General features: G+C 39.4%; 20 protein-coding genes. 12 read left to right on the forward strand and 8 right to left on the reverse strand.

Annotation, left to right across the window (positions count from 1 at the left end; genetic code table 11):
- The 5 genes from BM176_RS32815 to BM176_RS30800 form a co-directional block, all read left to right on the forward strand.
- On the forward strand, positions 1-189 hold a 189-nt coding region (locus BM176_RS32815; RefSeq protein ID WP_218162318.1), incomplete at its 5' end, for a hypothetical protein.
- Positions 190-349: 160 nt separating this feature from the next.
- Positions 350-514: a hypothetical protein gene (locus BM176_RS32650; RefSeq protein ID WP_177230604.1), complete on the forward strand. Its 165-nt coding sequence runs from the start codon at positions 350-352 to the stop codon at positions 512-514.
- Positions 515-705: 191 nt separating this feature from the next.
- Positions 706-1,455: a protein phosphatase 2C domain-containing protein gene (locus tag BM176_RS30790; RefSeq protein ID WP_090108257.1), complete on the forward strand. Its 750-nt coding sequence runs from the start codon at positions 706-708 to the stop codon at positions 1,453-1,455.
- Entirely contained in the window at positions 1,445-2,128 is a 684-nt protein-coding gene (locus BM176_RS30795; protein WP_090108258.1) for a GNAT family N-acetyltransferase, read from the forward strand. The genes BM176_RS30790 and BM176_RS30795 overlap by 11 nt, the downstream gene beginning before the upstream one ends.
- A 345-nt stretch (positions 2,129-2,473) precedes the next feature.
- Positions 2,474-3,460 carry a hypothetical protein gene (locus BM176_RS30800; protein WP_143097960.1) on the forward strand — a complete coding sequence of 329 codons (987 nt, stop codon included), beginning with the start codon at positions 2,474-2,476 and terminating at the stop codon, positions 3,458-3,460.
- Positions 3,461-3,526: 66 nt separating this feature from the next.
- Here the strand turns inward: BM176_RS30800 and BM176_RS30805 are convergent, their stop codons facing one another.
- The 6 genes from BM176_RS30805 to BM176_RS30825 all read right to left on the reverse strand — a co-directional run bounded on the left by BM176_RS30805 (position 3,527) and on the right by BM176_RS30825 (position 9,141).
- Entirely contained in the window at positions 3,527-5,599 is a 2,073-nt protein-coding gene (locus BM176_RS30805) for a S9 family peptidase (protein WP_090108260.1), read from the reverse strand.
- Between the two features lie 124 nt (positions 5,600-5,723).
- Positions 5,724-6,929 (reverse strand): glycosyltransferase WbsX family protein, encoded by a 1,206-nt coding sequence (locus BM176_RS30810; RefSeq protein ID WP_090108261.1) that lies wholly within the window; start codon positions 6,927-6,929, stop codon positions 5,724-5,726.
- Between the two features lie 199 nt (positions 6,930-7,128).
- Complete coding sequence (locus tag BM176_RS33025; RefSeq protein ID WP_255373620.1) at positions 7,129-7,257, reverse strand: hypothetical protein; 129 nt, start codon at positions 7,255-7,257, stop codon at positions 7,129-7,131.
- A 283-nt stretch (positions 7,258-7,540) separates the two neighbouring features.
- Positions 7,541-7,837: a hypothetical protein gene (locus BM176_RS30815; protein ID WP_090108262.1), complete on the reverse strand. Its 297-nt coding sequence runs from the start codon at positions 7,835-7,837 to the stop codon at positions 7,541-7,543.
- A 123-nt stretch (positions 7,838-7,960) separates the two neighbouring features.
- Complete coding sequence (locus BM176_RS30820) at positions 7,961-8,569, reverse strand: hypothetical protein (RefSeq protein ID WP_143097961.1); 609 nt, start codon at positions 8,567-8,569, stop codon at positions 7,961-7,963.
- Between the two features lie 146 nt (positions 8,570-8,715).
- Entirely contained in the window at positions 8,716-9,141 is a 426-nt protein-coding gene (locus BM176_RS30825; protein WP_090108264.1) for a DUF7710 domain-containing protein, read from the reverse strand.
- A gap of 32 nt (positions 9,142-9,173) precedes the next feature.
- Between BM176_RS30825 and BM176_RS30830 the strand changes: the two genes are divergently transcribed.
- The 3 genes from BM176_RS30830 (at position 9,174) to BM176_RS30840 (ending at position 12,033) form a co-directional block, all read left to right on the forward strand.
- Positions 9,174-9,782 carry a phosphatase PAP2 family protein gene (locus BM176_RS30830; RefSeq protein ID WP_255373621.1) on the forward strand — a complete coding sequence of 203 codons (609 nt, stop codon included), beginning with the start codon at positions 9,174-9,176 and terminating at the stop codon, positions 9,780-9,782.
- A gap of 314 nt (positions 9,783-10,096) precedes the next feature.
- Positions 10,097-11,266, forward strand: a complete 1,170-nt coding sequence (locus tag BM176_RS30835) for an ATP-binding protein (RefSeq protein WP_090108265.1) — start codon at positions 10,097-10,099, stop codon at positions 11,264-11,266.
- A gap of 158 nt (positions 11,267-11,424) precedes the next feature.
- Complete coding sequence (locus tag BM176_RS30840; RefSeq protein ID WP_090108266.1) at positions 11,425-12,033, forward strand: GNAT family N-acetyltransferase; 609 nt, start codon at positions 11,425-11,427, stop codon at positions 12,031-12,033.
- Positions 12,034-12,055: 22 nt separating this feature from the next.
- Here BM176_RS30840 and BM176_RS30845 read toward each other — a convergent pair whose 3' ends face one another.
- Entirely contained in the window at positions 12,056-12,925 is an 870-nt protein-coding gene (locus tag BM176_RS30845) for a LysR family transcriptional regulator (RefSeq protein WP_090108267.1), read from the reverse strand.
- 91 nt (positions 12,926-13,016) lie between these two features.
- Between BM176_RS30845 and BM176_RS30850 the strand changes: the two genes are divergently transcribed.
- Positions 13,017-13,763, forward strand: coding sequence for an MBL fold metallo-hydrolase (locus tag BM176_RS30850; RefSeq protein WP_090108268.1), 747 nt, complete (start codon positions 13,017-13,019; stop codon positions 13,761-13,763).
- 3 nt (positions 13,764-13,766) lie between these two features.
- Here the strand turns inward: BM176_RS30850 and BM176_RS32655 are convergent, their stop codons facing one another.
- Positions 13,767-13,925 carry a hypothetical protein gene (locus BM176_RS32655; protein WP_177230605.1) on the reverse strand — a complete coding sequence of 53 codons (159 nt, stop codon included), beginning with the start codon at positions 13,923-13,925 and terminating at the stop codon, positions 13,767-13,769.
- A 433-nt stretch (positions 13,926-14,358) separates the two neighbouring features.
- Between BM176_RS32655 and BM176_RS30855 the strand changes: the two genes are divergently transcribed.
- From BM176_RS30855 to BM176_RS33190, 3 genes are all read left to right on the forward strand, one after another.
- Complete coding sequence (locus BM176_RS30855; protein WP_090108269.1) at positions 14,359-17,157, forward strand: hypothetical protein; 2,799 nt, start codon at positions 14,359-14,361, stop codon at positions 17,155-17,157.
- A 24-nt stretch (positions 17,158-17,181) separates the two neighbouring features.
- On the forward strand, positions 17,182-22,599 hold the full coding sequence (locus tag BM176_RS30860) for a DUF6603 domain-containing protein (protein WP_090108270.1): 5,418 nt from the start codon (positions 17,182-17,184) through the stop codon (positions 22,597-22,599).
- Between the two features lie 817 nt (positions 22,600-23,416).
- A complete protein-coding gene (locus tag BM176_RS33190) occupies positions 23,417-23,542 on the forward strand; it encodes a DUF3953 domain-containing protein (RefSeq protein WP_177230606.1) in 126 nt (41 codons plus the stop codon).
- Positions 23,543-23,661 lie beyond the last annotated feature (119 nt).

A 23,661-nucleotide genomic window follows, 5' to 3' on the forward strand; every position in this document is an offset into this window, starting at 1 on the left:
CAAACAAAAGCGGCAACAAGCAAAAATAGCCTACCTGGAAAGGAAACTCCAACAGCTCAAAAAAGAGATTGCGTGAGATTAGTTATATGGAAGAGATATGCTTTGTCTATGCTTCATTTAAGCTTTAAATATTTTTTAACTGTATGTTCAGGGAGGATTTTCGATGCCATTGGAAAAGTAGGTCCATAACTTTGGATTCCGGTGGGGATTGTGGGCTGCACCCATTTGGTATTAATTCTATCTGGCTTTTTCAAGCGTATAGACTTTAGTTGTTTATTGGACGATATCAATACGAACATTTTTCAAGGTAAAAGATGATGCGTTTTATAAGATAGGGAGAACAGAAGGTGTGGCAGAAGGCGAGGCGAAAGGTGAGGCGAAAGGTGAGGCCAAAAAACAAAAGCAAACGGCCATCAGGATGAAAGAACTTGGATTTGCTACAGAATTAATTTCTCAAGTGTTAAATACTCCTATTCCTGAAGTAGAGATACTTATAAGTGAAGCCGGAGTTTAGTAGAAGAAAGGATTAAAAAATTGGTAAAAGCGGCTGTCCAGGAATTTTTTAATCTTTATCCAAATTTTATGGTTTGAGTGTGATAATCCAAACATATAAACTATTGGGGGTTTACTTGCTCCCTTTTTTATTTTAACTTGATATTTACCCGAACAAGAGTAAAAAAATCATATTTTTGTACCCTACAGAATATGAAGATCTACTCTACATTGCAAATTGGTGAATTTCATCTAAACCATTGCGAAGATTACCTTATTATCGAAGATCCCGGGAAAGATAAAAAGCTCCTGGCTGTTATGGATGGTTGCACAATGGGCCGCGATAGTTACTTCGTTTCTACCCTAGTAGGAAAAATATTAAAGAAGATCTGCAAAACCAGGAATTATAAAGAACTTTACAGACTTTCGCCAATCTTCCCCACAATGGAAGATTATCTGAAATCTATCATTGAGGAATTATTCTTTGAATTGAAAAATATCCGGCAACAACTACTCCTGGAACAAAAAGACCTTTTAACAACGCTAATTATTCTTTTAACAGATAGTAGCAGTCAACAGGGGATTGTATTAGTTATCGGGGATGGCCTGGTCAATATCAATGGAGTAATTGCAGAATTTGATCAGGATAATAAACCTGATTACCTTGGTTTTCATCTGAATGAAGACTTTGAAAAATGGTATGCCTCCTTATCTCAGAAAATATCGTTTCATGAAATCAAAGATATCAGTATAGCAACTGATGGTATTACCATGTTTAAAAAATTCAGGAATGATGTTACTGATCCTGAAATAGATCCGATCAAATTTTTGGTAAAAGATAAAACAGGAACTGATGATGAAGAAATGCTTGATCTGAAATTGAAAAAGCTGGAACATAAATATGGCTATAGGCCAACGGACGATATTGCTGTAATAAGATTAATTAACGAACATGCCATTTGAAAAGCTCGATAATCCTGCGTGGTGGGCACTTACCGGCCCTCAACAACAATTTGCCACAGGTACAGCACATATAAAACGCTACCAGCGTGATATATTATCTTTTGTGGCTTATGACCATTCAATGCCTGATATAGCCAATGAATTGGATAGCTTACTGGAAGCAGGAGAAACTTTTTATATCATAGGAGAGTTACCTCCTCTCCCATCCTCCTGTACACTGGTAAAAGAATTACCTTGTGTACAGATGATTCTTCAGGAACCTGTTGTTATTGTGGAAAATGCCGTAGCTATTTCCCCGCTTACAGCCTCTCACAGTATTGATATGTTTAACCTGATCAACAAAGTGCAACCCGGCTTGTACGTACCAGATACGCGCCGGTTGGGCGATTACTATGGAGTCTGGCAGGAAGATAAGCTAGTCGCAATGGCAGGTGAACGGATCCAGCCGGAACATTTAACAGAAATAAGCGCGGTTGTTACTGACCCTGATTATACCGGAAGGAAATATGCACAGCAGTTAGTCACCCATCTCTGCAATGCCAATCTTAACAAGGGAAATATTCCTTTCTTGCATGTATTACAAAGCAATGAACGGGCTATCAAAGTCTATGAATATCTTGGTTTTAAAAAGAGAAGAACGATTAGTTTCTGGCAACTGAAGAAAACAGAATAGTGCTTAAGATTGGGATTAGAACATACATAAAGCTCCCTTTGAACAAATCTTGAGCACCTGTTTGTGCTCTAAGAATGTTCAAGGAGTGTTCAAGGTGTGTTCTATGTGTGTTTCAACTATAGACTCACTACGAACCTGCTATCAACTCTCCTTAACCTCATCCCTTTAATCTCTGAAGGGTCTTGTTTGAATATATTACTCAGGAACTTTTCCATTATAGCCGGGTTTAATTATGAATAAAATAACAACCAATGTTATTGCAATATAAGCTTTCATTAATTATGATATACGGTAACAGATTATAAAATTTAGTTCATTAATTTGGGCGGATTAATAACCCACACTATGAAATTTCTACTTTTATCTATCTGCCTGATGGCATCGGGCATTTTATCACACCCTTCATCTCCTGCAGCCAAAAATTATACTATGTTTGGCAGAGGTATCTATCCAGGTAATGATACCACTTATAAAATTTTAAGGGAATCAGGTTTTACCACAGTTGTTTTATCAAGTTTTTACATCAAATCTAATGGGGACGTTTTTTCGGGCGATGATGGCAGAACCCCGATCATTCATGATGGTAAATATGTTGGTAATAAAGAATGGCTCAAACGTGTAGCTTCTTTAAAAAACCAGCCTTCTTCCGTTACACGTATTGAAATCTTATTAGAAGGCAGATGGATTAACCAGCCACCTAACACATACGATTTCATAAAAGACTGGTCAGATCCTGCTGCGGTTATTCCTGGAATAGTAACCGGTATTGGTAATAACAGTACCCTGTATAAGATATGTAAAATATTTAAGGAAGAGATAGGCGTGGACGCAGTTAATATCGACGATGAATCCGTATATGATAGCAAATCAATAATAGCACTGGGGAAGGTAGTCGGCAGACTGAACATGCATTTGTCGCTTTGTCCGTATACAAAGTATAGCTATTGGAATGAAATTATTAAGGGATCTGAAAAAGGCCTTGTAGATGCGATTTATGTACAATGCTATGACGGAGGTACAGGTAATTCTCCCGGAGACTGGAATAACCATCTGAAAACTCATATTCCCATTTACCCTATTTTTCTTTGTCGCGGTGCATTTAGCACATGCGCCACTAATCATAACAGTAAATCAGTTGAAGAGATCAAAGCTGAAATGATTACATTTAAAAAGGATTATCCTGGTATGACAGGAGGAGCGATATGGCAGATTGCTGATGTAAGCAGTTATGTTATCAGGGGCTGTGCTGTTCAGGATCCTGCATCAGGCTCTGCCAGATCAGTTACTGAATATCTTAGCCAGCTGAGAAATAGTTTGAAGGCAGGTTTGTAATATATATCCAGCATATACTGGTTTCTAATGAAGTCAGTATATGCTGGTGTTATTTAACTCTCTATTTTATTTCATCATCTTCTCAAAGAAATCAGCACTTGCATGATAACCTTTTATCCAGGTTTTATGCAGTAAGAAATCGTGAATCTCGTCAGGGATGATCAGTTCTTCGTAATACACTTTTCTCTCCCGGATCTTCTCCACCATATTCACGGTTTCGCTAAAAGGTACATTGCGGTCATCATCCCCATGAATAAACAGCACAGGCGATTTCCAGCCATCCACAAAATGTACTGGCGAAGAGGCAAGAGCTGTCGTAGCAAAAGCTGCTCTTGCAGACGGATCATAATCGGCGATCCAGTTTTTCATTTCTTCATTCCAGTTATGTACACCGTGTATATCTACCCCACAGGCAAATACATCCGAATTCCGGGATAAGCCCATCGCTGTCAGATACCCGCCATAAGAGCCACCCCATAAGCCTATACGCCGGGCATTTACGTCTGCTCTGCTGCGCAGGTATAAACCCGCACCAATTACATCATTGTATTCACTGCAACCATTTGCACCATAATGCAGGGCCTCGCGGAATTCCATGCCATAACCTATGCCACTGCGGTAATTCACAGCCAATACGATGTACCCTTTGGATGCATAATACTGGTTCATCGCATAGTCATTGGAATAGTACCCCATATAATGGAAGCCCAGAATCATTTGCCTTCTTGATCCGCCGTGCATAAACAACAGAGCTGGATACTTCCCTCCTTTCTGGTAACCGGGTGGTAAAAACAACTGTCCATATATCTGCATCCCATCTTTGGCAGGAAAGGAAATCAGTTGTGGTACAACAAGTGATTCCTTTGGAAATACAGAAGGGAATAAGGAAGCTGCAATCTTTTCGGTGACACTATCCTTTTTAAGCAACACTGGCCAGCCAGGAGTGGTAGCGGAGGATTGAATAACGGCTATGCCTGCCTCTGTATTTACAGGAGACCATTCAATACCACTGCCTTTTGATAACTGTACCGGTTTGCCGTTGCTTACAGCTACCTTCCAGATATGGCGGCGATGACTATCGTTAATATTGGTATTATACACTACAGATTTACCATCCATTGAAAGCACCATATTTTCCACCTCACCTTCTCCTGGCGTCAACAAACGCGCAGCAGCGCCGGAAAAGATATCTTTTGCATACAAGTGTTGCCAGCCATCTTTTTCCCAGGGAAATACCAGTTGATTATCGGCAGTCCATAACAGCAGATTGTAAGTATCAGGAACTGCTGTATACAGAATACTTCCCACGCCTTCAGACGCTTTCCATAACTCTTTTGCCTGTGCATTTTCCGTGTTTAGCAAACGTATACTCCATGGTAGGCCTTTCCGGCGCTCAGTAAAAGGTAGTAAGTCTTTCCTGTTTGGTACACGGATATAAGCCAACCATTTCCCGTCCGGACTCCACACAGGTTGCATATCAATATCAACAGAAGGGTCCGGGTATTGTACGGATGTATGTGTGATGTCAAAAATACCAAGGAAAGCATGATCTCCCCGGTTGCTGATAAAGGCAAGCTGTTTACCGTCGGGCGACCAGCGAAGATCAGAGATATTACCTCTTGCTTCAAACAACTGAGTTGCCTTCACTGTATCTGTAAGTGAGGCCTTCCATACTTTTCCCTTTGAAACAAATACTACCACCTTATTATCGGGAGAACCCAGGGCATTATCACCTGCAGCAATTTTCCGCAATCCGGAACCATCCGTATTCACTACCCATATGGATTGTCCTGTTTTTTCCTGCAATAAGGCCGGATTAGCAGCTTCTCCTGAACCATTGGCAGGATTACCCTCTGTAAATAAAACACGACCGCCATCGGCCGTAAATGAAAGATTTGTAATATCCAGACCATCATCCGTACTATGATGAGTAACCTGTCGCGGCGTAAACGCAGGAGCATCAGCTATAAAAACATTCCTGGCCCCTTTATCATTAAAGACCCAGCTGATATGTTTACCATCAGGCGAACTTTTCAACTCAGTAGGGAAAGGGACGGAGAGCAGATTTTCAATGGTTACCTGTCCATACGATGTATGGAAAGCTGCAAGGGTGGCTAAAACAGCAATCATTTTTTTCATGTGATTAAATTACTAAAACCACCCGATATTATTTATACTTTATTTATACTTTTTGAATGCTTGATAAATTCAGTTTATATGACTATGGTTGATAGAATCTTTACGGAGATTGCCTAACTATTTCCTATTGCTTTCCAAATACATTTTTCACTGCCTCCAGATAGCCGTATCCAAACATAGTGCAAGGCATCAGGTAACTGGTTTCTGTCCACTCGTTCCAACTATTAATAGTGATTAATGGTGCCTGGTTGGGATGGGCATCCACAAACTTTTTTGCCTCCATAAGTGCATTTTCAAAATTCTTTGGTGTATTATTTTTTACAATACCCGGTTGCAAACCATAAGTGCGGGGGCTGGCATCCCAACCTACTGACACATGGGGATAGTATTTGGCAGCATAGCTGTTGGAAACAGTCTTCCACTCTTTTATCACATCATTTAAAATAACATTATAATCCCTGTCCACATTGGTAAAATGTACAAACTGATAATGGGTGAGCGAATTAAAGCCAAGCTTCTCAACCACATCCTTTTGTGTACCTATGTTGTCCCCCGGTATTGCGGACAATCCTTTGTCTGTTTCTTTCCTCATAGAAAGCTGCAGCTCCAGACCTTTAAATCCCGCTTTAACCGTTTGTTCTCTAAACCATTTAAAGGCATCTTTGGTTTGCTCAACCCCTCCTAAACCCTGGACAAGCTTAACGAGGTCATAGATCATTAAAACCGGTTTGTCATCAATTTTATAATAAGAAGGTTGTTTGAAATACTTCTCAATCCAACGTATGGCAACCCTTTCAAATTCCTTCCGGTCAATATCGGCCCGCCAAATGAGTGACTGATTTTTCCTGGAAAAAGCATCGTCGGAATTACGTTTATCCCATGTCGTGTTTACATCGTGGTTGGCCCACATCAGGTAAAATTTCACCCGGTTGTTGTTCCTTGCCTTCAGATAGCCATCATTTAACTGACCTTCCAGGAAAGGCATCCCGTCATACCAGTACCAGTCGAAAATAAACACATTTACCCCATGATCAGCTGCTGCATTAATTTCCATCTCGGCCACATATGGATCTGCTTCATTGATATATCCCCATAATGGGTAACGGGGCTGTTCATGCCCTGGAAATTTAGGTTTATTGCTGATCACAGTTTGCCACTCGCCAATACCATCGGGCCAAAAGATCTTTGCCCAGTCATCAGGGTGGTAAGATGGCCAAACAAAAGCAGCAACATCATATCTTTTTGTTTGGATGTTTTTTGTTGCTTGAGCAAAAAGAAATCCGGTAGTATACAGAAGCACCACAGTACATAATAAAAAACGTTTGTTCATGTTAAATCCATTACTTATTGTTAACAAAATATTTGCCTTATTACACAAAGGGAAGACCAGATGCCTTATGGAAAGGATATAAATTTACTCATGGGAAATAACGCTACGGATTTCAGTTTTTAATAACAAAAGCCCGGTTTTTTATTGGGTTAACAACATTGAACTCGACTAAAAACTAATACGGAAATTGTCATTCCTCCTAATTATTGGAACAGAAAATATTTACGTATTTCTTCTGAGTTACCGGAAATGTATGATTCTGCTGAACGGCTATATGGGCTATATGGATAGCTGCAAGGGTGGCTAAAACAGCAATCATTTTTTTCATGTGACTAAATTACTAAAACCACCCGATATTTTCTATACCTTTTGAATGCTTGATAAATTCATTTTATATATCTATATCCATGGTTGATGAGCAGACTCCTTTCAGAATCCTCACGGAGAAAATCCTTGCCTTGGATTAATGCTTTCCAATATCAAGATGCGTTCGGAACTCTGGCTTTATAGCTTGTAATCCTGCTGAGCGCACATATAAAAACCGCAGTCAATGCCTGCGGCTGATGGATAAAAATGTATTATTCATTAGATAGAACTACTTTATTCTCATATTATTTTAAAGATTCCATTTTGTCAATGTTACTCGTTTTTATCACATTAACTGCGAGAAAACCCTTTTTTATTGAGAAACAAAAGAACCAAACATTCTTCATCCCAGTAATGTTAACTAATTCAATATCTATTAGTTCTGTGAGCAATTCACTTTTGCCTTTCTTACTCAGATGTTTAATATCATCTGGTTCTAATTTCTCACCCCATAATTTTACGGCGTCTAATAAACGCTCCGCGTAAACTTGACTAATGTAAGTTCCACCTCTGAAAAGCATAAGAAATGTATATAGCTCCATAAGAATTTAATTAATTACTGCCTTTAGCTTTACTATGATTTTCTCCCGTATATCCATTTCTCTTTCTCGCATTTAACCGATTTTCATTTACATTTATAGCTAAATGTAATTTCATCCAATAGATCATACCAGCAAAAATCTTTCCAGTGGCTTGTAAATTGTATTAATTCCTTTTTCCAATCCTTTCTTATACATAGCCAGATATTTTTCAGATAGACTGGGATTATCTTCATAGTGTAATCGATACAATTCAAATTTACTATCATTGATCAACTCTTTAGCAAAGTCTTTATCCAAGTCGCATTTATCAGATTTTGCTCCTTTAATACCTAGTTCTATAATTTTTTCATAGCAATAAATAGCAAGATCATTTTGCCCTGATGATCTTCTAAGCGATCCCATTGTAGATAATACCAATAAACAATTAGAATCAAGTTTAAATGATTTAACGATATATCGTTCAGCCGTTTTTAGTTTTCTCCATTTTAATAACTCTCTTGGAGTTCCATCTTCTTCAAAACGACTTTCATCAAGGTACGTCTGAGCAATATGCGCTAGTAGAAGTGGATCATCATTATAATCCAATTTTTGAATTAATTTTCTTGCTTTAAGAGAGTCAACACTAACAATTTCACTGTATTTTTCTATGATTTCATCTCTATTCATATATTTAGTTTTTCTTTTGATCAGCTGCTGCTTGCTCCCTGGCACTTCTGGCATCTGCTGCTTCATGATCATTCTTTTTTGCCTTGCTGGCATTTTTATCATGTGAGCCTCTTACATCCTTATTACTATTTCCTATTTTGGTTTTCCCTTGCTGAGTAGCATACCTAACACACAACACGTAGCAGGGCCTTTCAATTATAGAATTAACAGGTCTATCGTTTAAATCCATAATAACCGACGAACTTACCATCTTTACTTCTTTTAATCCACCCAATTCTTCTTTTAGTTATCACTAAAGAATCATACCCTGCATAAGGTACAGTCAGATATTTGTAACCCCTAGGCGAATAATCAGGTCCGGTAAGAGTGGTTAATTTGCGGGTATCAAGATATTGCTGCGGAAATATGAAAATTCCTTTACCAGTAGAAAATTCAGGGCTCGTATGCTCTTCTCTCTTAGGAGAAAAAAAGCCATTTTCTGTAGCCCAATCGTAGACACTTATATTTACAGGATAATTAGTCAAAACGCCTGTAAGTTTGTATTTACCTATCCATTTCTCTGCTTCATCTATATCTTCAAAAACGCCACTTGCAAAACGACCATTCGCGCCATTAAAAATCCATATATTTTTCACCATAATAGTATGTTCTTCTTAAATTTAGCCTGTAGATGAATCAAAACACACAGGACATGAAGATCAGGTATATAACATTATTGCTCGCGGTTACCATCTTTTACAAAACGGCTTATTCCCAATCAGCCATTCAAAAATTCGACGACAGAACATTAGAATACCTTGCAGACCACAGAACACCCAACCAGACAAAAGTATGGCTCTTTATTTCAAATACAAACGACTATGTGAATGTAGCCATTCCCGTGGGTGTATTCGTTACCGGCCTTATTAAAAACGACCCGGATATGAAGCAGAATGCGTTGTATATAGCCAGCAGTACTGCCACTACAGCACTGTTGAATATCCTTATTAAGAAGCTGGTTAAACGGCAGCGGCCATTCATTACAAATGTACACCTGACCGCAGTTTACCAACCAGGATCATACTCCTTCCCTTCCGGACATACCTCCTCAGCATTCAGCTCAGCTACCGCGCTGTCAAGAGCGTATCCCAAATGGTATATTATTGCACCTTCTCTCCTTTGGTCAAGTGCTGTAGGGTACTCCCGAATGTACCTGGGTGTGCATAATCCATCTGATGTTGCAGCAGGTGCATTGCTGGGTGCAGGTACTGCCTTTGGGCTTGGGTTTCTTAGGCCGTGATGATTATAACATGTTCATTTGGTTCCTGGCAGTCTCATTTGGGTAGAATATATATCGGGAAAATATACTCTTTTTAGGCTAATCTGGTAGTCATTCCCCTGTCTCTCTCAATCTCGCTTATTTACTGAAAATATCGCGCAAACCCCTCTAGGGGACTTAAAGTTCGTTAATTCCTACAATTCTACCTTAATATTAAAATCGAATCATCTAATTGATTATCAATTAATTTAAATCATACACATTTATAGTAAACATAATATAAAGAGTATTTTTTACAATTTCGGAATCCAATTCCGAAATTGTAAATTTGCTTTATGATCATCAGAACAGCTACAGAAGAAGTAAAATTGTTGGCCAAGCAATTTAAGGCTATAGCCATTGTGGGTCCGCGGCAATCAGGTAAAACTACATTAGCAAGGCATGTTTTTGCAAATAAGCCTTATGTTTCTTTAGAAAACCCTGATATCCGGCAATTTGCAATGGATGATCCACGTGGCTTTCTGGAGCAATATCCTACAGGGGCAATATTTGATGAAGCTCAACGTGTACCGGAACTATTCTCTTATTTACAACAAGTATTGGATGAAAGTTCAGAAAAGGGCCAGTTCATATTAACAGGGTCCAATAATTTTTTGCTACAAGAAAATATTTCTCAAAGTTTGGCAGGAAGGATTGCTTATTTATATTTACTCCCATTTTCTGTAGAAGAGGCAGAGAAAGCAATAGGACGACCTCAGACAATTGAAGATGTAATGTATCAGGGAGGTTACCCGCCAATCTATGATAACCAGGTGGCTCCTGAGAGATGGTTGCCAAATTATATAAGAACTTATATTGAAAGAGATGTAAGGCAGATTAAGAATATAAGTAATCTGAATGTTTTCGAAAGATTTTTAAAACTCTGTGCCGGAAGGACAGGACAATTGCTGAATATGAATAGCCTGGCTATAGAAGCCGGTATTGATAGCAAGACCATAGCATCATGGTTAAGTGTGTTGGAAAGCAGTTTTATCATTCATTTGCTGAAACCTCACCATCAGAATTTTAATAAGCGCCTTGTAAAAATGCCCAAATTATATTTTTATGATACTGGACTTGCATGCTCATTACTCGGTATTACCAAAGCAACTCAACTTACCCTGCATCCACTTAAAGGTAACTTATTCGAGAATTTTGTAGTTGGAGAATTAGTAAAAGAGCGTTTTAACAAAAACCTGCCTCTCAATTTATACTTTTGGCGCGATAGTACAGGTAATGAAGTTGATATTATAATTGATGAAGGAACAGCTTTATTTCCTGTGGAAATAAAGGCAGGTAAAACAATTACAAGTGACTATTTTAAAAATTTCCAATTCTGGAATAAAATTACAGGCACCACAGAAGGGGCCGTTATTTATGCAGGAGACGCATTGCAAAAAAGAAGTAACGGTATTACAGTAGTTCCCTGGAATAACACCAAATTGCTGTTGCAGGAAAAAGGATGACATTTTTCCTTACAATTTGAAATTGTGTCACAGGTTGTGACACTTCACCATGATTCTGACAATAAATAAAAAAACTGATCCGGTCAAAATCAACAAAACTGATTCTATTAAATATCCCCAATTTTATCCATTTTTACATTTAGTAAAACACCCAACAAATGGAGCAACCCTGGATCAAACATCCAACAATTCTAAAAGGTCAGACCGTTGATCTGTTACCCTTGGAAAAAATACATTTTGAAGAGTTATATCTTGCTGCGGTTGATAAAAAACTATGGGAACTTATACCAATAGACTGTTCAGAGCCCGAAAAATTCAGCGCTGCATATACTAAGGCTTTGACAGAGAGGGAAAAAGGAAATCATTACCCTTTTATAATCTATCACAAGCAAACTGAGGAAATTATCGGCTCTACAAGATTCTTTGAGATTTTTCCTGATGATAAAAAACTAGAAATTGGCTGGACCTGGGTAATAAGAAAATATTGGAATACAGCTGTAAATCTTGAATGTAAACTCTTATTACTGACTCATTGTTTTGAGGTTCTAAAAACAAGACGGGTTCAGATAAAAACGGATCAGAATAATTTACGCTCCAGAAAAGCAATAGAAAAAATCGGCGGACAATTTGAAGGAATACTGAGAAAAGACAAGATCAAAGATGATGGCACTTCAAGAAGTGCTGCTTATTACAGTATCTTAGATGATGAATGGGAAGCTGCTAAAGAAAAAATCCAAACGCTGCTTGATCAAAAAAACAAAGCCTGAAAGTATACAACTCAAACATCATTTAATTCTTCAACGCTTCCCTGATTAATGTTATCAGCTGTTTTAACGGTTCTTCTGCGTTCTTATGCGTGCAGGCGTACCAGCGACGTTTACGCAAACTGGTGTCAAGCGGAATAACAGCGAGGTCTTTACTCCGGGTATATTGTTTAACAGCCCAGTTAGCCATAACGGTAATGCCCATGTTTGCTTTTACCATTTCGATAATGGCTTCGGTAAGTGGTAAAGTCATCACTTGTTTGGGTTGTAAAAGACCGCCGGGTACTGGTCCGTCGTTGTTGCCAAAACTATAGAGGATAAGGGTTTCTTCGCTGATATCAGCAGCTTTAACTTTTTTCCTGCGGGCAAAGGCATGCTGAGGGGAAGTAACCACCATTAGTTCATCATCGAATAATACATCGTAGCGGAAAGGACTGCCAGTTACCTGTTTGCTCACGATGGCGAGGTCGAGCTTTCCTTCCTCCAGATACTGCATGGGGCGCTGGGTTGCCTGTACTATGATTTCCACTTTTATTCCAGGGTATTTTTGCTTGAACTTATGCAGGATGGCAGGTAACCAGTTATAACAGGTATAACATTCCGTGCTGATTCGCACGGTTTGATGGCGCCCGTCTTTCAAATGTGTTAGTTCCATCTGGAGACTTTCCATTAACGGTAACACAGTTTCCGCTCGTTGTAATACCTTTCCACCGGCTTCGGTAAGCACCATTTTTTTTCCCATGCGGTGAAACAATTTGAGTCCCAACGATGCTTCCAGATCCCTTATCTGGTGACTAAGGGCTGATTGTGTAAGGTGAAGTTTTTCGGATGCTTTGGTAACCGATCCTTCAGCAATTACCTGATTGATGATTTGTAAATGTTGCAAAGTAATCATGAATAAACCTCATTATATCATCAAAATTAAATCATTTTCTTCATATGTGATAGTGACCTAAATTTGTATTGTCATTAAAAACATACCCTTTATGAAAGTTCAAAGATTAGGCTGGGCTGGTGTAAAAGTAACAACCGGCGATTTATGCATCCTGATAGACCCTGTAGAAAATTTTGCTAACATTAAAACTTTCGTTCTTGATATTCCCGATGCCGATTACCGTTTCAGTCATCTGGGTCAGGCCGACTATATCCTGCTCACCCATCTGCACACGGACCATTATGATGCCGGTTTAATCCGCCGCATACTAAAACCCGGGGGTAAACTTATCAGCTCTGTAATGGTGGCAAACAAACTACTGGAAGATGGCTTTGATAATGTATTGGCATTGGAAACTGACCAAACCTATAATGCCGGTGCTGCATCTTTTACTCCTGTATTTGCAATGGACGGCATTGGCGATAAACAGGTATCGTGGGTAGTGTCCGATGCTGAGCACCGTATTTTACATGGCGGCGATACCATCTGGCACAACCAATTCTGGAGCATAGGCGAAAAATTCTCTCCTTTTGATGTGGTCTTCTTACCGGTAAACGGTGCCGTAATGCATTTCAAAAAACCTTTCAGCCCTGTGCCAGCCACATTAACTCCTTTACAGGCTGTAGCGGCTGCAAATATTCTAAGTGCCGGGGTACTGGTACCCATTCACTACGGATTTACGAAGACAGGGGTATATGAAGAATTCCCCAATGTGGTGGGGGTTCTGCAAAGTAATGCGGAACAATTAAATGTGCCATTGAAATTGTTGCAGGCAGGTGAAGGATTGGATTTGAATTAATTGCTAATTGTTCAGGGATGCCGGTCTCCATTCCGGCATCCTCTTTTCTATATCTATCCCCTTGGTATTTTCAGAGGTTTTAGGTGTTGTACCCTGAAAATCATTATATTTCGAATAACAAGAACTATCATAACCTCCCCCCTTCTCTGGATTCCCTTCCATACCACTTATGCATCATTTTATGCATTTCATGTGGCTTTTTTGCGACACTCATGCATGTTTCCGGAATAGAACATTGAATAGTGATTAATATCGCAATAACGATCAGTTATTCATCATTAAATCAAACTATAATGGGACACAGCTCTTATCATGCTGCCAGCAGTATTTAAAATAACGGCCTGAGTCCATTGGAAAACGCCCCAAATATATTGATTATTATAACGTTGAGTAAACGCCATCCCTTTCACAATTTTTAAATTGTATACATTTTGTATACACCTGTTTTATTGGTTTTAATGCCTGATCATCTTCCTTTACGAAACAATCAGCACAAAGAGATCAGGGACCTGTCCACCGGATTTTTACTTACCCGGTAGGCACTACTATGCCCGAATGAGCAATACATTTCCTGAAATTCTTATAAACCTGTCAAATGAGTTATACGCTATCCTACGAACTTAAAATGGATTTTGCCAATGATCTTGATAAAGATCCAAAGAACCATTTTCAAACATTCATGCGAGGTGAAAATACCAGTTCCAGTTTTGAATTATATAAATCCGTATGCAAGTGGCTGATCGCACAGGCTGGTACTTTTAAATTTATTGATGCTGAAATTGGCGATTTAAAAATAAAATCGGATACCCCAAATGAAGAAATAACGTTTGATCTGACAGATGCTGCAAAGGCGAAATGGACAACAGAGAAAGCTAATGTATTACTCAAATTTGCTGATTTCATAAAAGATCCTACAAGAGTAATAGGAACCAGAGAGATTTTCAAGCCAGATCGTTTTAAGGAATTGAAGGAGATTTTAGATAAACAAGGAGGGATGCCATCCCCAGATCCTTATCTTTTGGCGGCTGAGTTTTTGAAAGTTTATGAATATAATGATGCGCTTCAAAAACTATTCGATAAAACGGTGTCTGAGGAAACACTCAAAGAACGTATTGCCGAATTCCTGAATCTTCCTCCAACAATAATCCACTATGAGCTTAAACGCAATCTCATTATATGCCTCATCAATCCTTTTTTTACCCGTGCCAAAGAAAAATCCGCTGATGGCGCCAGGATCAATCTGCTCAGATCAAAAATAGGATTGCCGGTACTCACAACGCCTTATACTAGCAATTTCGACACTAATCTTACCGACGTAAAGAACCACTTGATCTCTATGGCTTGCCCGGCTTCCGGCGCTTCTACCATACCCCTGGATTTGTTTACATCGAAGGAACTTTTATTCTTTAAGGAGATTGAAAAAGTAATCAGCCCGGCACTAGCTGAATTTAAAATTTTCCTGATGGCCCATACTTATCAGGACGAACTGCTACAGATTAATAGAAACAACTTTGGTACATATGTGGCAGAATCTATAAATAACAATGTAAATGTGTTGTCCGGACTGGTTACTAAAATAATGGACAACATTGAAGTGAGCGTTAACTCTGCATCAGGACCGGCAACTACTTATTACCTCTATTCATTTTATAACCTTAGATCATACCTGAATAAACTGGCTTATGGTAAACAGATCCGCGATAATACAATGTTATGCCAGTATAATACATTAGACATACCCCTCATCTCCCAGGATGGTGATAAGTTATTTTTCTACAATACCGGAAATCATATTTATTTCTATCAAACAGGTACAAATATAGCCAAATTTGATACCCCTATTGCCAAATCACGGCTGGCTAAAAACTTTAACTATCAAATGTTTCAGCCAGGATACACAAGTGAACAATCGGCTATATTAACAGATTGGATGCAGTTCCGTTTTGAATCCAGCAAGTCGAAAGTTGAGTTTGACAGAGGAATGAATATTGTATTCAGCCGCAATTATTACCCTTTCTATGCATATTCCAGCACTGAGAATAAAATATTTTCGCATATCATTTTCCCACTGACATCCGGTTCAGGAAATTCAATGGGAAGGTGCCAGCAGATTGATGAGGCAAATTTTAAGTGGCGTTTTTCCGGCAATATCGATAATCTTATAATAGAAGCAAATACAGTATTACGGAGTCAAAATATTCTTGAACCGATAACATTTACAGATTTTCATCTTGCTGCCTATATAGGAATCGAAAAGAAAGAAAATGAAGCTAATTCTAAGGCCTCATTAACAAGAAACGGTGAAAATTTCATACTTGACGAGTTTGACGAGTTTATCACCCTGCAGTATACTGACGGAAATCTGGAACGCTATTACTTATGTAATCTGCCCTATGTACCCATTCATGGGCTAAGAAAAAAGGAAGTAGCCGAAGGTGACAGGCTTAAAAATTTTCAGTTTTTATATTACCGGTTAGCTAAACTTTCCGATAAGGATCCGGATCTTATTTCCTACATGATTGAAAAACCGTCAGGAGATAAGAAAAAGTATGTTAACCTGCCCGTTGCATTACAATATCCAAATAATTATGCAACTATTAAACACTACAAAGACACAGTTGGTGTTATAAAAAATAAAGGAAACTTCCTTGGAACCAGCAGGAATATGCGTGAAAGCGCAGGTTCAGTGATGGCTGGTATTGTTCCATTTTATAAATTCCCGGTTACAGGCAACCCAAGCAACTTAAGTGCGAACGAGTTTTGTAAAAGCGTGCTGAAATACAGCAATGAGGCACTGACCAGCTGGCAAAGGATAAAATCTGCAGGTCTGGCGGGTAAACCAGTAGAAACAGAACAGGAATGGTGTCATTTACTCGGACATGGGGATGGTGGTGACGAACGCGTCGGAAATTTTGTTTGCGGAAGTTACGATTGTAATACCGAACAACTGGCAATAGAAACCGGTCAGCGGCTTACCACACAAGCGAGTGCAAACAGAAATCTGTATATGCTGAAATCCTCTGCCTATCTCTTAGATGATCGCTCAATGAAAGTGATTGAACCCCAAAAAACATATTTAGGCACAACTATTTTGTCCGTACTTAAAAAAGCATATAACGGTGTTATTCCGGTGGCCTCAAAGGAACAAAATGAAGAAGATGTAAAAAATACTGCCCTAAATGCACCTGTAGTTTCATTTATACGCTACAAAATCTTTAAAAGAACTAAAAATAAAGATAACACCTATACCCCTTTTGTAAAAGTATTCGATTATGTTTTCGAGGGACAAAGTGAATTCTTCGATGTCAACCAATTCAATATTATTTCAAAGACCGTATCCTATGTATTAAATAAGGAAGCATTCTGGAAAGACTTTTATAATTTCTTTTATTAACCCTGTGGATTAACCAACTATAAAATGCCGAATACTGATACAATAGTTTCATTTGCCGAAATTGCCCGACAAATACAATCGAAACAGGATATCGATATATCCGAAAGCCTGATAGGCACCCACGCATTGAATAGCTTTCAGCGGGAACTGCTCATAAAAGACGGTACTTTACAAAACTGTGAATCCCTCTACCAGAGCGATGATTGCATATACCTATCCGGGACTGTTAAGAATCTACTTTCGTACCCGGATGTGAAAGTCAACATACTGATATTTGATACCGGCAAAACCGGTAAAATAAAAAGGAATGTATTGGGATTTTTTAATTTCCCTTCATTCCTTACCCCGGACCTTCTCCTGCAACAATTTACTTCGGTAAAAAATGTACAGGATATTTTTGCCAGTGGAAAATCCTCTTTCCTTACTGCCAAGTTCAGTGATGCCCTCAAACCTGTTCTGCTTTATTCATCAACAGACAGTCTACCGGCTTTTACGAATTATCCTGAAGAGCTCAATAAAATTATGCCCTGGGCAAAAGTAAAAGCTGGCATCACCTGTAAGATTGATGCAAGTCTTGATACAAGCATTGCATCTATAGTTAGTATGTTATCCATACCCACATCGATGGGCATGGAGCTAAACATTCTCAGGGATCAAAACAAATTATCTCTGGCCTACCCCTTAGATGTTTCCAAAAAATTCGGCCCGTTCAGCCTTGGTATTAAAGACTTTCGTGTAATCTATAATTTGTCTCAACTTGGCAAAACAATCCCCTTTGCCGGTGTATCTGGTCATATTGATTTCGGAATCGGATCGTCGGATGTATTTGCCTACGTGGATATCACGAAGAAAGAATTCCGCTTCCGGGCGGAAGACATTCATTTTTCACTGGATTCACTGGATTCATTTACCAACGACTTTGCTGGTGGATCAATAAGTGATTTAATGCCTGGTTCCATTGCTGATTACGGTACCTTTTTCGCTACATATTTCCAGGCGGTTATTTCATTGAAAGACGGTCATATCAAACAAACCGAATTTCAGTTAACAACAGAAAAACCTATCAATTTCATTGATGGTGCTATTGCCCTTACTCCTTATTTTAATTTCAATGTACAGGAGCCTTTTAATAAGGATGAACGGGATACAAGTATAGAGTTCGGCGGGGAATGGCAATTAGGAACATCCTTTTTCGACCTGGTAGTTTTACCTGATTTCTCAGGACCCAAAACTGATTTTAATATCTCAGGTTCCTTACGTCCGGGCAATGTGTTAGATATAGGTGCGCTGACTGATAAAATCATTGGAAAGGATATCATTCCATCAGGACTCGCTATTGCAGATTTGGAATTTGAAGCATCGGTTAATAAGAAGAGCCTCGACATTTCTCTTGATGTTTTATCTGACTGGGAATTAAAACTCGGCGGTGCCACATTTGCTATACAGGAAGTTGATCTGGCATTAGTTTATGCAGATAAACATGTCAAAGAATGTTCAGTACACGGAAGAGTGGAACTATTTAGTCTCGGTTTAGACATTTCGGGAGAGTATGATAAAGAACAGGGATGGGTTATTTCAGGAGGATTAGCTCCTGATGAACGCCTTGTCATCAGTACATTACTGGTAAATATTATTAGCACCTTCCAAAGTACTAAGTCGACCGACCTTATGGATAGCGTTAAGCTACTCCTGGGCGACATGACCGTCAGAAGCCTGATAATTGTATATGCTGTTAATCAAAGTTCTCTTTCTGTATTTGTGGAACTTGATAACGTATTAAGCTTTCCATGTTTATCTATTAACAAGGTAATTGCAAAAGTTGATGTTACCGATAGTGTACTCACCGGGAATTGCCTGGTGAACCTGACTATCGGCGGAGTGGATATTTTTCTTAACACAGAAAAAAAGAAAGATGGATTGATCTTTACCGGCGGACTACCTGCTAACACTACCCTTCCCGCCGGTAAATTAATGGACGACCTGTTTTCAAAGTTTACCGGTGCGGGATTACCGGAATTTCTTTCAGGTATAGAGGTAACTGCTCTTAACATACTCTACAATACAGCCACCAAAGATTATGCTTTCAGTATTAAAGGAACAATGAAAATCGGTTCAAGTAAACCGGTAATTTCTTTTGATACCAGCATGATCCACGGTAAAGATGAATCCTATACAAAAAAGATAAATGCAGTTATAGTAGCCAATACCAGCCTTGCGGATATGGCTGAATCATTTGGATTCAATGGATCTGCCCTACCCGGAATTCTAAAAGGCCTGATTTTCTCAGGTATCAATTTCTCTTATGATAGTACTATCGGCATCACCAAATATTCCGGTGGTGGTGAGATAAATATTGAAGGACAAACAGTGCAATTGAAGCTGGATGTTAACCAGTCAAAAAAGACAGCTGCTTACTCAGGTAATTTCACATGGTTACCTGATACAGGAAATAAAAATAGCGGATTAGACTTTCAACTGAAATCTGTAAAAGACAGTTCTTCATCCTCTCTTGATTTATCCCTTGTATTTACTATTAAAGGTGTAAAGATTGATTTAAAAGCCAGTTCTTCCGAAAAAGAAGAAAAAGGTGTAAAAATATCCAATAAACAATTTAAAGGCAGTACCAGTAATCTGAACTTATCTGTTACTGATGTATTGGATGATTTGCTCAAATATATTTATCCGGATTATAAAGACGTCATTCCTGCTGCTTTCATTCCCGATATTATTATAAAGGATGTATTTATTACTTATGATGGTAGCATTAAGCAGACAAATTTAGCTGCGATTGTTACTGTCAGCGGTAAAGAGATAAAAATCTTCTTCCAATATCAATCAAAAAGTGATTCAGTTCCCGAGAGCCGTTATGCCTTTGGCATAGAGGCTGATATAGCAAGCCTGGATGGCATGCCTCTCATCGGTTCAGAGTTAAAAGATGTTAGTCTTAAGAACACTGGTTTTGCTTATACTTCCGGCGCGGGCGAATTCTTTATTCCGGCAATAACTACTTCGGCGGGCAAGAGTAATCTAGTCATTCCAAAAGCCGGTAAAAAATTCAGTAAAGGCTTTAACCTGATAGGAGAAATCAATATACCGGGGCAGCAACCTTTTCAATTAACACTGCCTCCCAAAGGTTTGAAGGCGTCTGTCCCTGCCACATTATCCGCAGCTGATTCAGAAGCCACCGTAAAATGGTTCGACATTGGTAAAAAGCTGGGACCAGTTACGGTAGGTAAACTTGGATTTGCCTACAACCTTCGTAACAGCAAAAAAATATCCTTACTTATAGATGGCAATGTAGCTGCTGGTGGCCTGGATCTAAGCCTGAATGGAATGGGCGTAAGCATTCTTCCCGGCGATTTATTCAAGGGGAATACAGACTCTTTATCATTCGAATTATCAGGAATAGGACTCAAATTCGAAAAAGGACCGGTTGAAATCAGTGCGTCATTTATACGTACTACGCAAAAAGTGAACGGCGCAGATATAGATGTATATAACGGGGGCGTAATTCTTAAAATGAAGCAATTCATGATTACCGGCATAGGCTCTTATGCTAAAGTGGGTAACAATGCATCGCTCTTCATTTACGGATTATATGAGGGGAATATCGGCGGACCAAGCTTCTTTTTTGTAACCGGTATTGCTGCGGGTTTTGGTTACAACAGAAGAGTTAACATCCCTTCAATTAACGAAGTACACAAATTCCCACTGGTTGCTATGGCAATGCAACCGGATAAGTCAAAGGGAATCATTGATATTCTGAAAGATCTTGAAACAAAAGACAGTACCGGAAAGTTGCCGATAGAAATTGCGATGGGCGAATACTGGCTGGCAGTAGGTATTAAGTTTACTTCTTTTAAGATCGTAGAATCGTTTGTTCTGCTTACTGTAAATTTTGGGACCGATGTGGAGTTTGCAATACTTGGATTATCAAGACTGAAATGGCCGGAGAAAAGTATTGCACCATCACCGATTGTCTATATTGAATTAGCCGTATTGGCACATTTTGGCCCCGGTAGCGACGTTATTTCTGTAGAAGCTATCATCACCCCAAATTCGTATTTATTTTCAAAAGACTGTACCCTTACAGGCGGTTTTGCTTTTTACACCTGGATATCCGGCCGGCATGAAGGAGATTTTGTTGTTACACTTGGTGGTTATCATCCAAAATTCAAGAAACCGGATCATTATCCAACCGTCCCCAGACTCGCCATAGCATGGAAAGTAAGTGATGTATTATCTATCAGGGGTGAAATGTATTATGCGTTAACGCCAACGGCAATTATGGCCGGTGGTAGAATGGAAGTTCTTTTTCAGATCCCTGTTCTCAGCGCATCCCTCACCATATGGGCAGATATGCTGATATCCTGGTCGCCTTTCCAGTATTATATAGATATGGGTATTTGTGTAAAGATTGATGCACATATAAGCATTTCATTTATCAGTATTCATTTCTGCCTGGAAATGGATGCGGAGCTACACATATGGGGACCACCATTTGCCGGGGAAGCTTATGTTGACTGGACCATTTTCTCATTTACCATACCATTTGGTGCTTCAGATAAAACACTGCCCGCTCCCCTGGAATGGAAACAGTTTGCGGGTACTTATATCCCGCCAAATCCGGTTAATACCGTTATCAACAAGGGAATTATCAAACAGGTAAAAGACCCTGCGGATAATCAGAAAATAAAGTATACAATCATTAATCCTCATGAACTGGAATTAACTATTGATTCTCTTATTCCTGCTACCTCCTTATTAGTCAACGGGGCAGAAGCTGATGATACAATTCCAATGCGATCCGGTACAGGCAATACGATTCTCAAAAATGGTATTGCTGTAAACAACACCTATGCGGAAAGGAAAAAAGAACTGGGTATCCGGCCCTGCGGTCTTAGCGGAAATGATGGACTGGATTTCAGTCTGAATGTGACGGTTACACTCGGTAAGGTTGAACAAATGATGAGTGTATCCTGCATAGCAAAAGGCGCTACGGATGCACTCTGGGGAAGTGAAATCAGTACATCCGGGAACCAGAATCCCGGCACTTCCAAAGTGATTGAGAATGTATTATCCGGCCTTACGCTCCGTCCACCTGCCAAACAAAATGTTTCCAGTATCCGGGAGCTTGATTTTTCTCAATTGTTTGATATGTCTGGTACTATGTTCGTCTGGAACCAGCAAATGGCTGAAACTGCGCGGGCCTATCATTCATACGATGTATTTGAAACGATCCAGGCTACATATGTAAAAGATGCGGTTACAAAAGAAAGAAACCGCTTGATGGAAATGCTGAGTATGGTTACGGGAGAAGTATTTCAGACAGACGTAACCGATATGAATACCATTATGACTGGGCCACAGGTTTATTTTAAAGCGCCACCTGTACTTTGCCAGGCCGGACAAATACCTCAATATCCAACCGATACACAATAAAATCATTTGCTTGACATGCCAACAACGGATATAATAGAAAAAACACAGCTGATACAATGCTTCACACCTTCTATGGTGGCAGGGGAATATAATCTGGCTATTACACATACAGTAACAACACCCAAATCTGTTGATAGTAAATACCTGCCGCCGAAAGGGCCAGTTGCCCAGGCATCTTTGAATTTTAATATTGATGCTGCACGATTCGTACTTAACCCGGCGGACATTTATTCCGTATATCCACCGGCAGGACAGTCAGGTAATTTCTCAGAATCCCTGCCGCATATTGTTTTCACAAGGCGCACGCTTCCCTGGGAAAGAACAGTGGATGGGAAACCACCGGTGTTCCAACGTGCTGCGGAAGAAGAACCCAAAGCTGCACCCCGAGATCCTATTTACAGTCAGCCGGTTCCCTGGATGGCAGTCCTTCTTTTTGAAGAGGCCGAAAATCCGGTTATCGTTAACCGAAAGATAGCAGATCTGATTGCTCCGGGTACGGCTATACTGGGGCCCGCTATTAATGGTAAAAATGATGCGCTTAAACTGATGGAATGGGAAGATGCTGCCGATAGTTGCAATACCATTGATATTCCCACTGAGAAATTTTCTGAATACATACCCAAGCTTAGCGCGGCTTCTTTACTGGCACATTCTAAGAAAGTCCGTATCACCAATAAAGATAAAAATGGAATCGTTGATCTTGATGATAAAGATGCGGGCACTGCATTGTTTTCCGTAATAGTCGGGAACAGACTGCCCGCAGGAAATCAAATGAATACAGCTGTCCTTGTTTCCCTGGAAGGCTTCCAGGATTATATTGCAACAGATAAATCCAAGCCGGCATCAAAAGCAATTCCGAAAGAACAAAAGATCGTTAGGATGGTTGCTTTGGCTAGCTGGAGTTTTCATAATTCAGGCGATGCTTCTTTCACTACACTTATAAAGGACCTGTCAATAAAACCATTACAGATCCTTGATACAAAAATTGATGCTGCTCTTTCCAAATATCTGAATACAGGATATACTGCCGTAGAATACCTGACAAGAGCAGGAGCAAAAACA

Origin of the sequence: Chitinophaga sp. CF118 (assembly GCF_900112615.1) — a bacterium.
In the GTDB taxonomy this organism is placed as follows: domain Bacteria; phylum Bacteroidota; class Bacteroidia; order Chitinophagales; family Chitinophagaceae; genus Chitinophaga.

Excerpts from the sequence above, each read along its gene's own strand:
- BM176_RS30800 (WP_143097960.1), top strand. The coding sequence starts at position 2,474 with ATGAAATTTCTACTTTTATCTATCTGCCTGATGGCATCGGGCATTTTA.
- BM176_RS30840 (WP_090108266.1), top strand. The coding sequence starts at position 11,425 with ATGGAGCAACCCTGGATCAAACATCCAACAATTCTAAAAGGTCAGACC.
- BM176_RS33025 (WP_255373620.1), bottom strand. The coding sequence starts at position 7,257 with ATGAAAAAAATGATTGCTGTTTTAGCCACCCTTGCAGCTATCCATATA.
- BM176_RS30860 (WP_090108270.1), top strand. The coding sequence starts at position 17,182 with ATGCCGAATACTGATACAATAGTTTCATTTGCCGAAATTGCCCGACAA.
- BM176_RS30805 (WP_090108260.1), bottom strand. The coding sequence starts at position 5,599 with ATGAAAAAAATGATTGCTGTTTTAGCCACCCTTGCAGCTTTCCATACA.
- BM176_RS30795 (WP_090108258.1), top strand. The coding sequence starts at position 1,445 with ATGCCATTTGAAAAGCTCGATAATCCTGCGTGGTGGGCACTTACCGGC.
- BM176_RS30820 (WP_143097961.1), bottom strand. The coding sequence starts at position 8,569 with ATGAAGCAGCAGATGCCAGAAGTGCCAGGGAGCAAGCAGCAGCTGATC.
- BM176_RS30850 (WP_090108268.1), top strand. The coding sequence starts at position 13,017 with ATGAAAGTTCAAAGATTAGGCTGGGCTGGTGTAAAAGTAACAACCGGC.
- BM176_RS30855 (WP_090108269.1), top strand. The coding sequence starts at position 14,359 with ATGAGTTATACGCTATCCTACGAACTTAAAATGGATTTTGCCAATGAT.
- BM176_RS30825 (WP_090108264.1), bottom strand. The coding sequence starts at position 9,141 with ATGGTGAAAAATATATGGATTTTTAATGGCGCGAATGGTCGTTTTGCA.
- BM176_RS30790 (WP_090108257.1), top strand. The coding sequence starts at position 706 with ATGAAGATCTACTCTACATTGCAAATTGGTGAATTTCATCTAAACCAT.
- BM176_RS32655 (WP_177230605.1), bottom strand. The coding sequence starts at position 13,925 with ATGGAAGGGAATCCAGAGAAGGGGGGAGGTTATGATAGTTCTTGTTAT.
- BM176_RS30815 (WP_090108262.1), bottom strand. The coding sequence starts at position 7,837 with ATGGAGCTATATACATTTCTTATGCTTTTCAGAGGTGGAACTTACATT.
- BM176_RS30845 (WP_090108267.1), bottom strand. The coding sequence starts at position 12,925 with ATGATTACTTTGCAACATTTACAAATCATCAATCAGGTAATTGCTGAA.
- BM176_RS30810 (WP_090108261.1), bottom strand. The coding sequence starts at position 6,929 with ATGAACAAACGTTTTTTATTATGTACTGTGGTGCTTCTGTATACTACC.
- BM176_RS30835 (WP_090108265.1), top strand. The coding sequence starts at position 10,097 with ATGATCATCAGAACAGCTACAGAAGAAGTAAAATTGTTGGCCAAGCAA.
- BM176_RS30830 (WP_255373621.1), top strand. The coding sequence starts at position 9,174 with ATGAATCAAAACACACAGGACATGAAGATCAGGTATATAACATTATTG.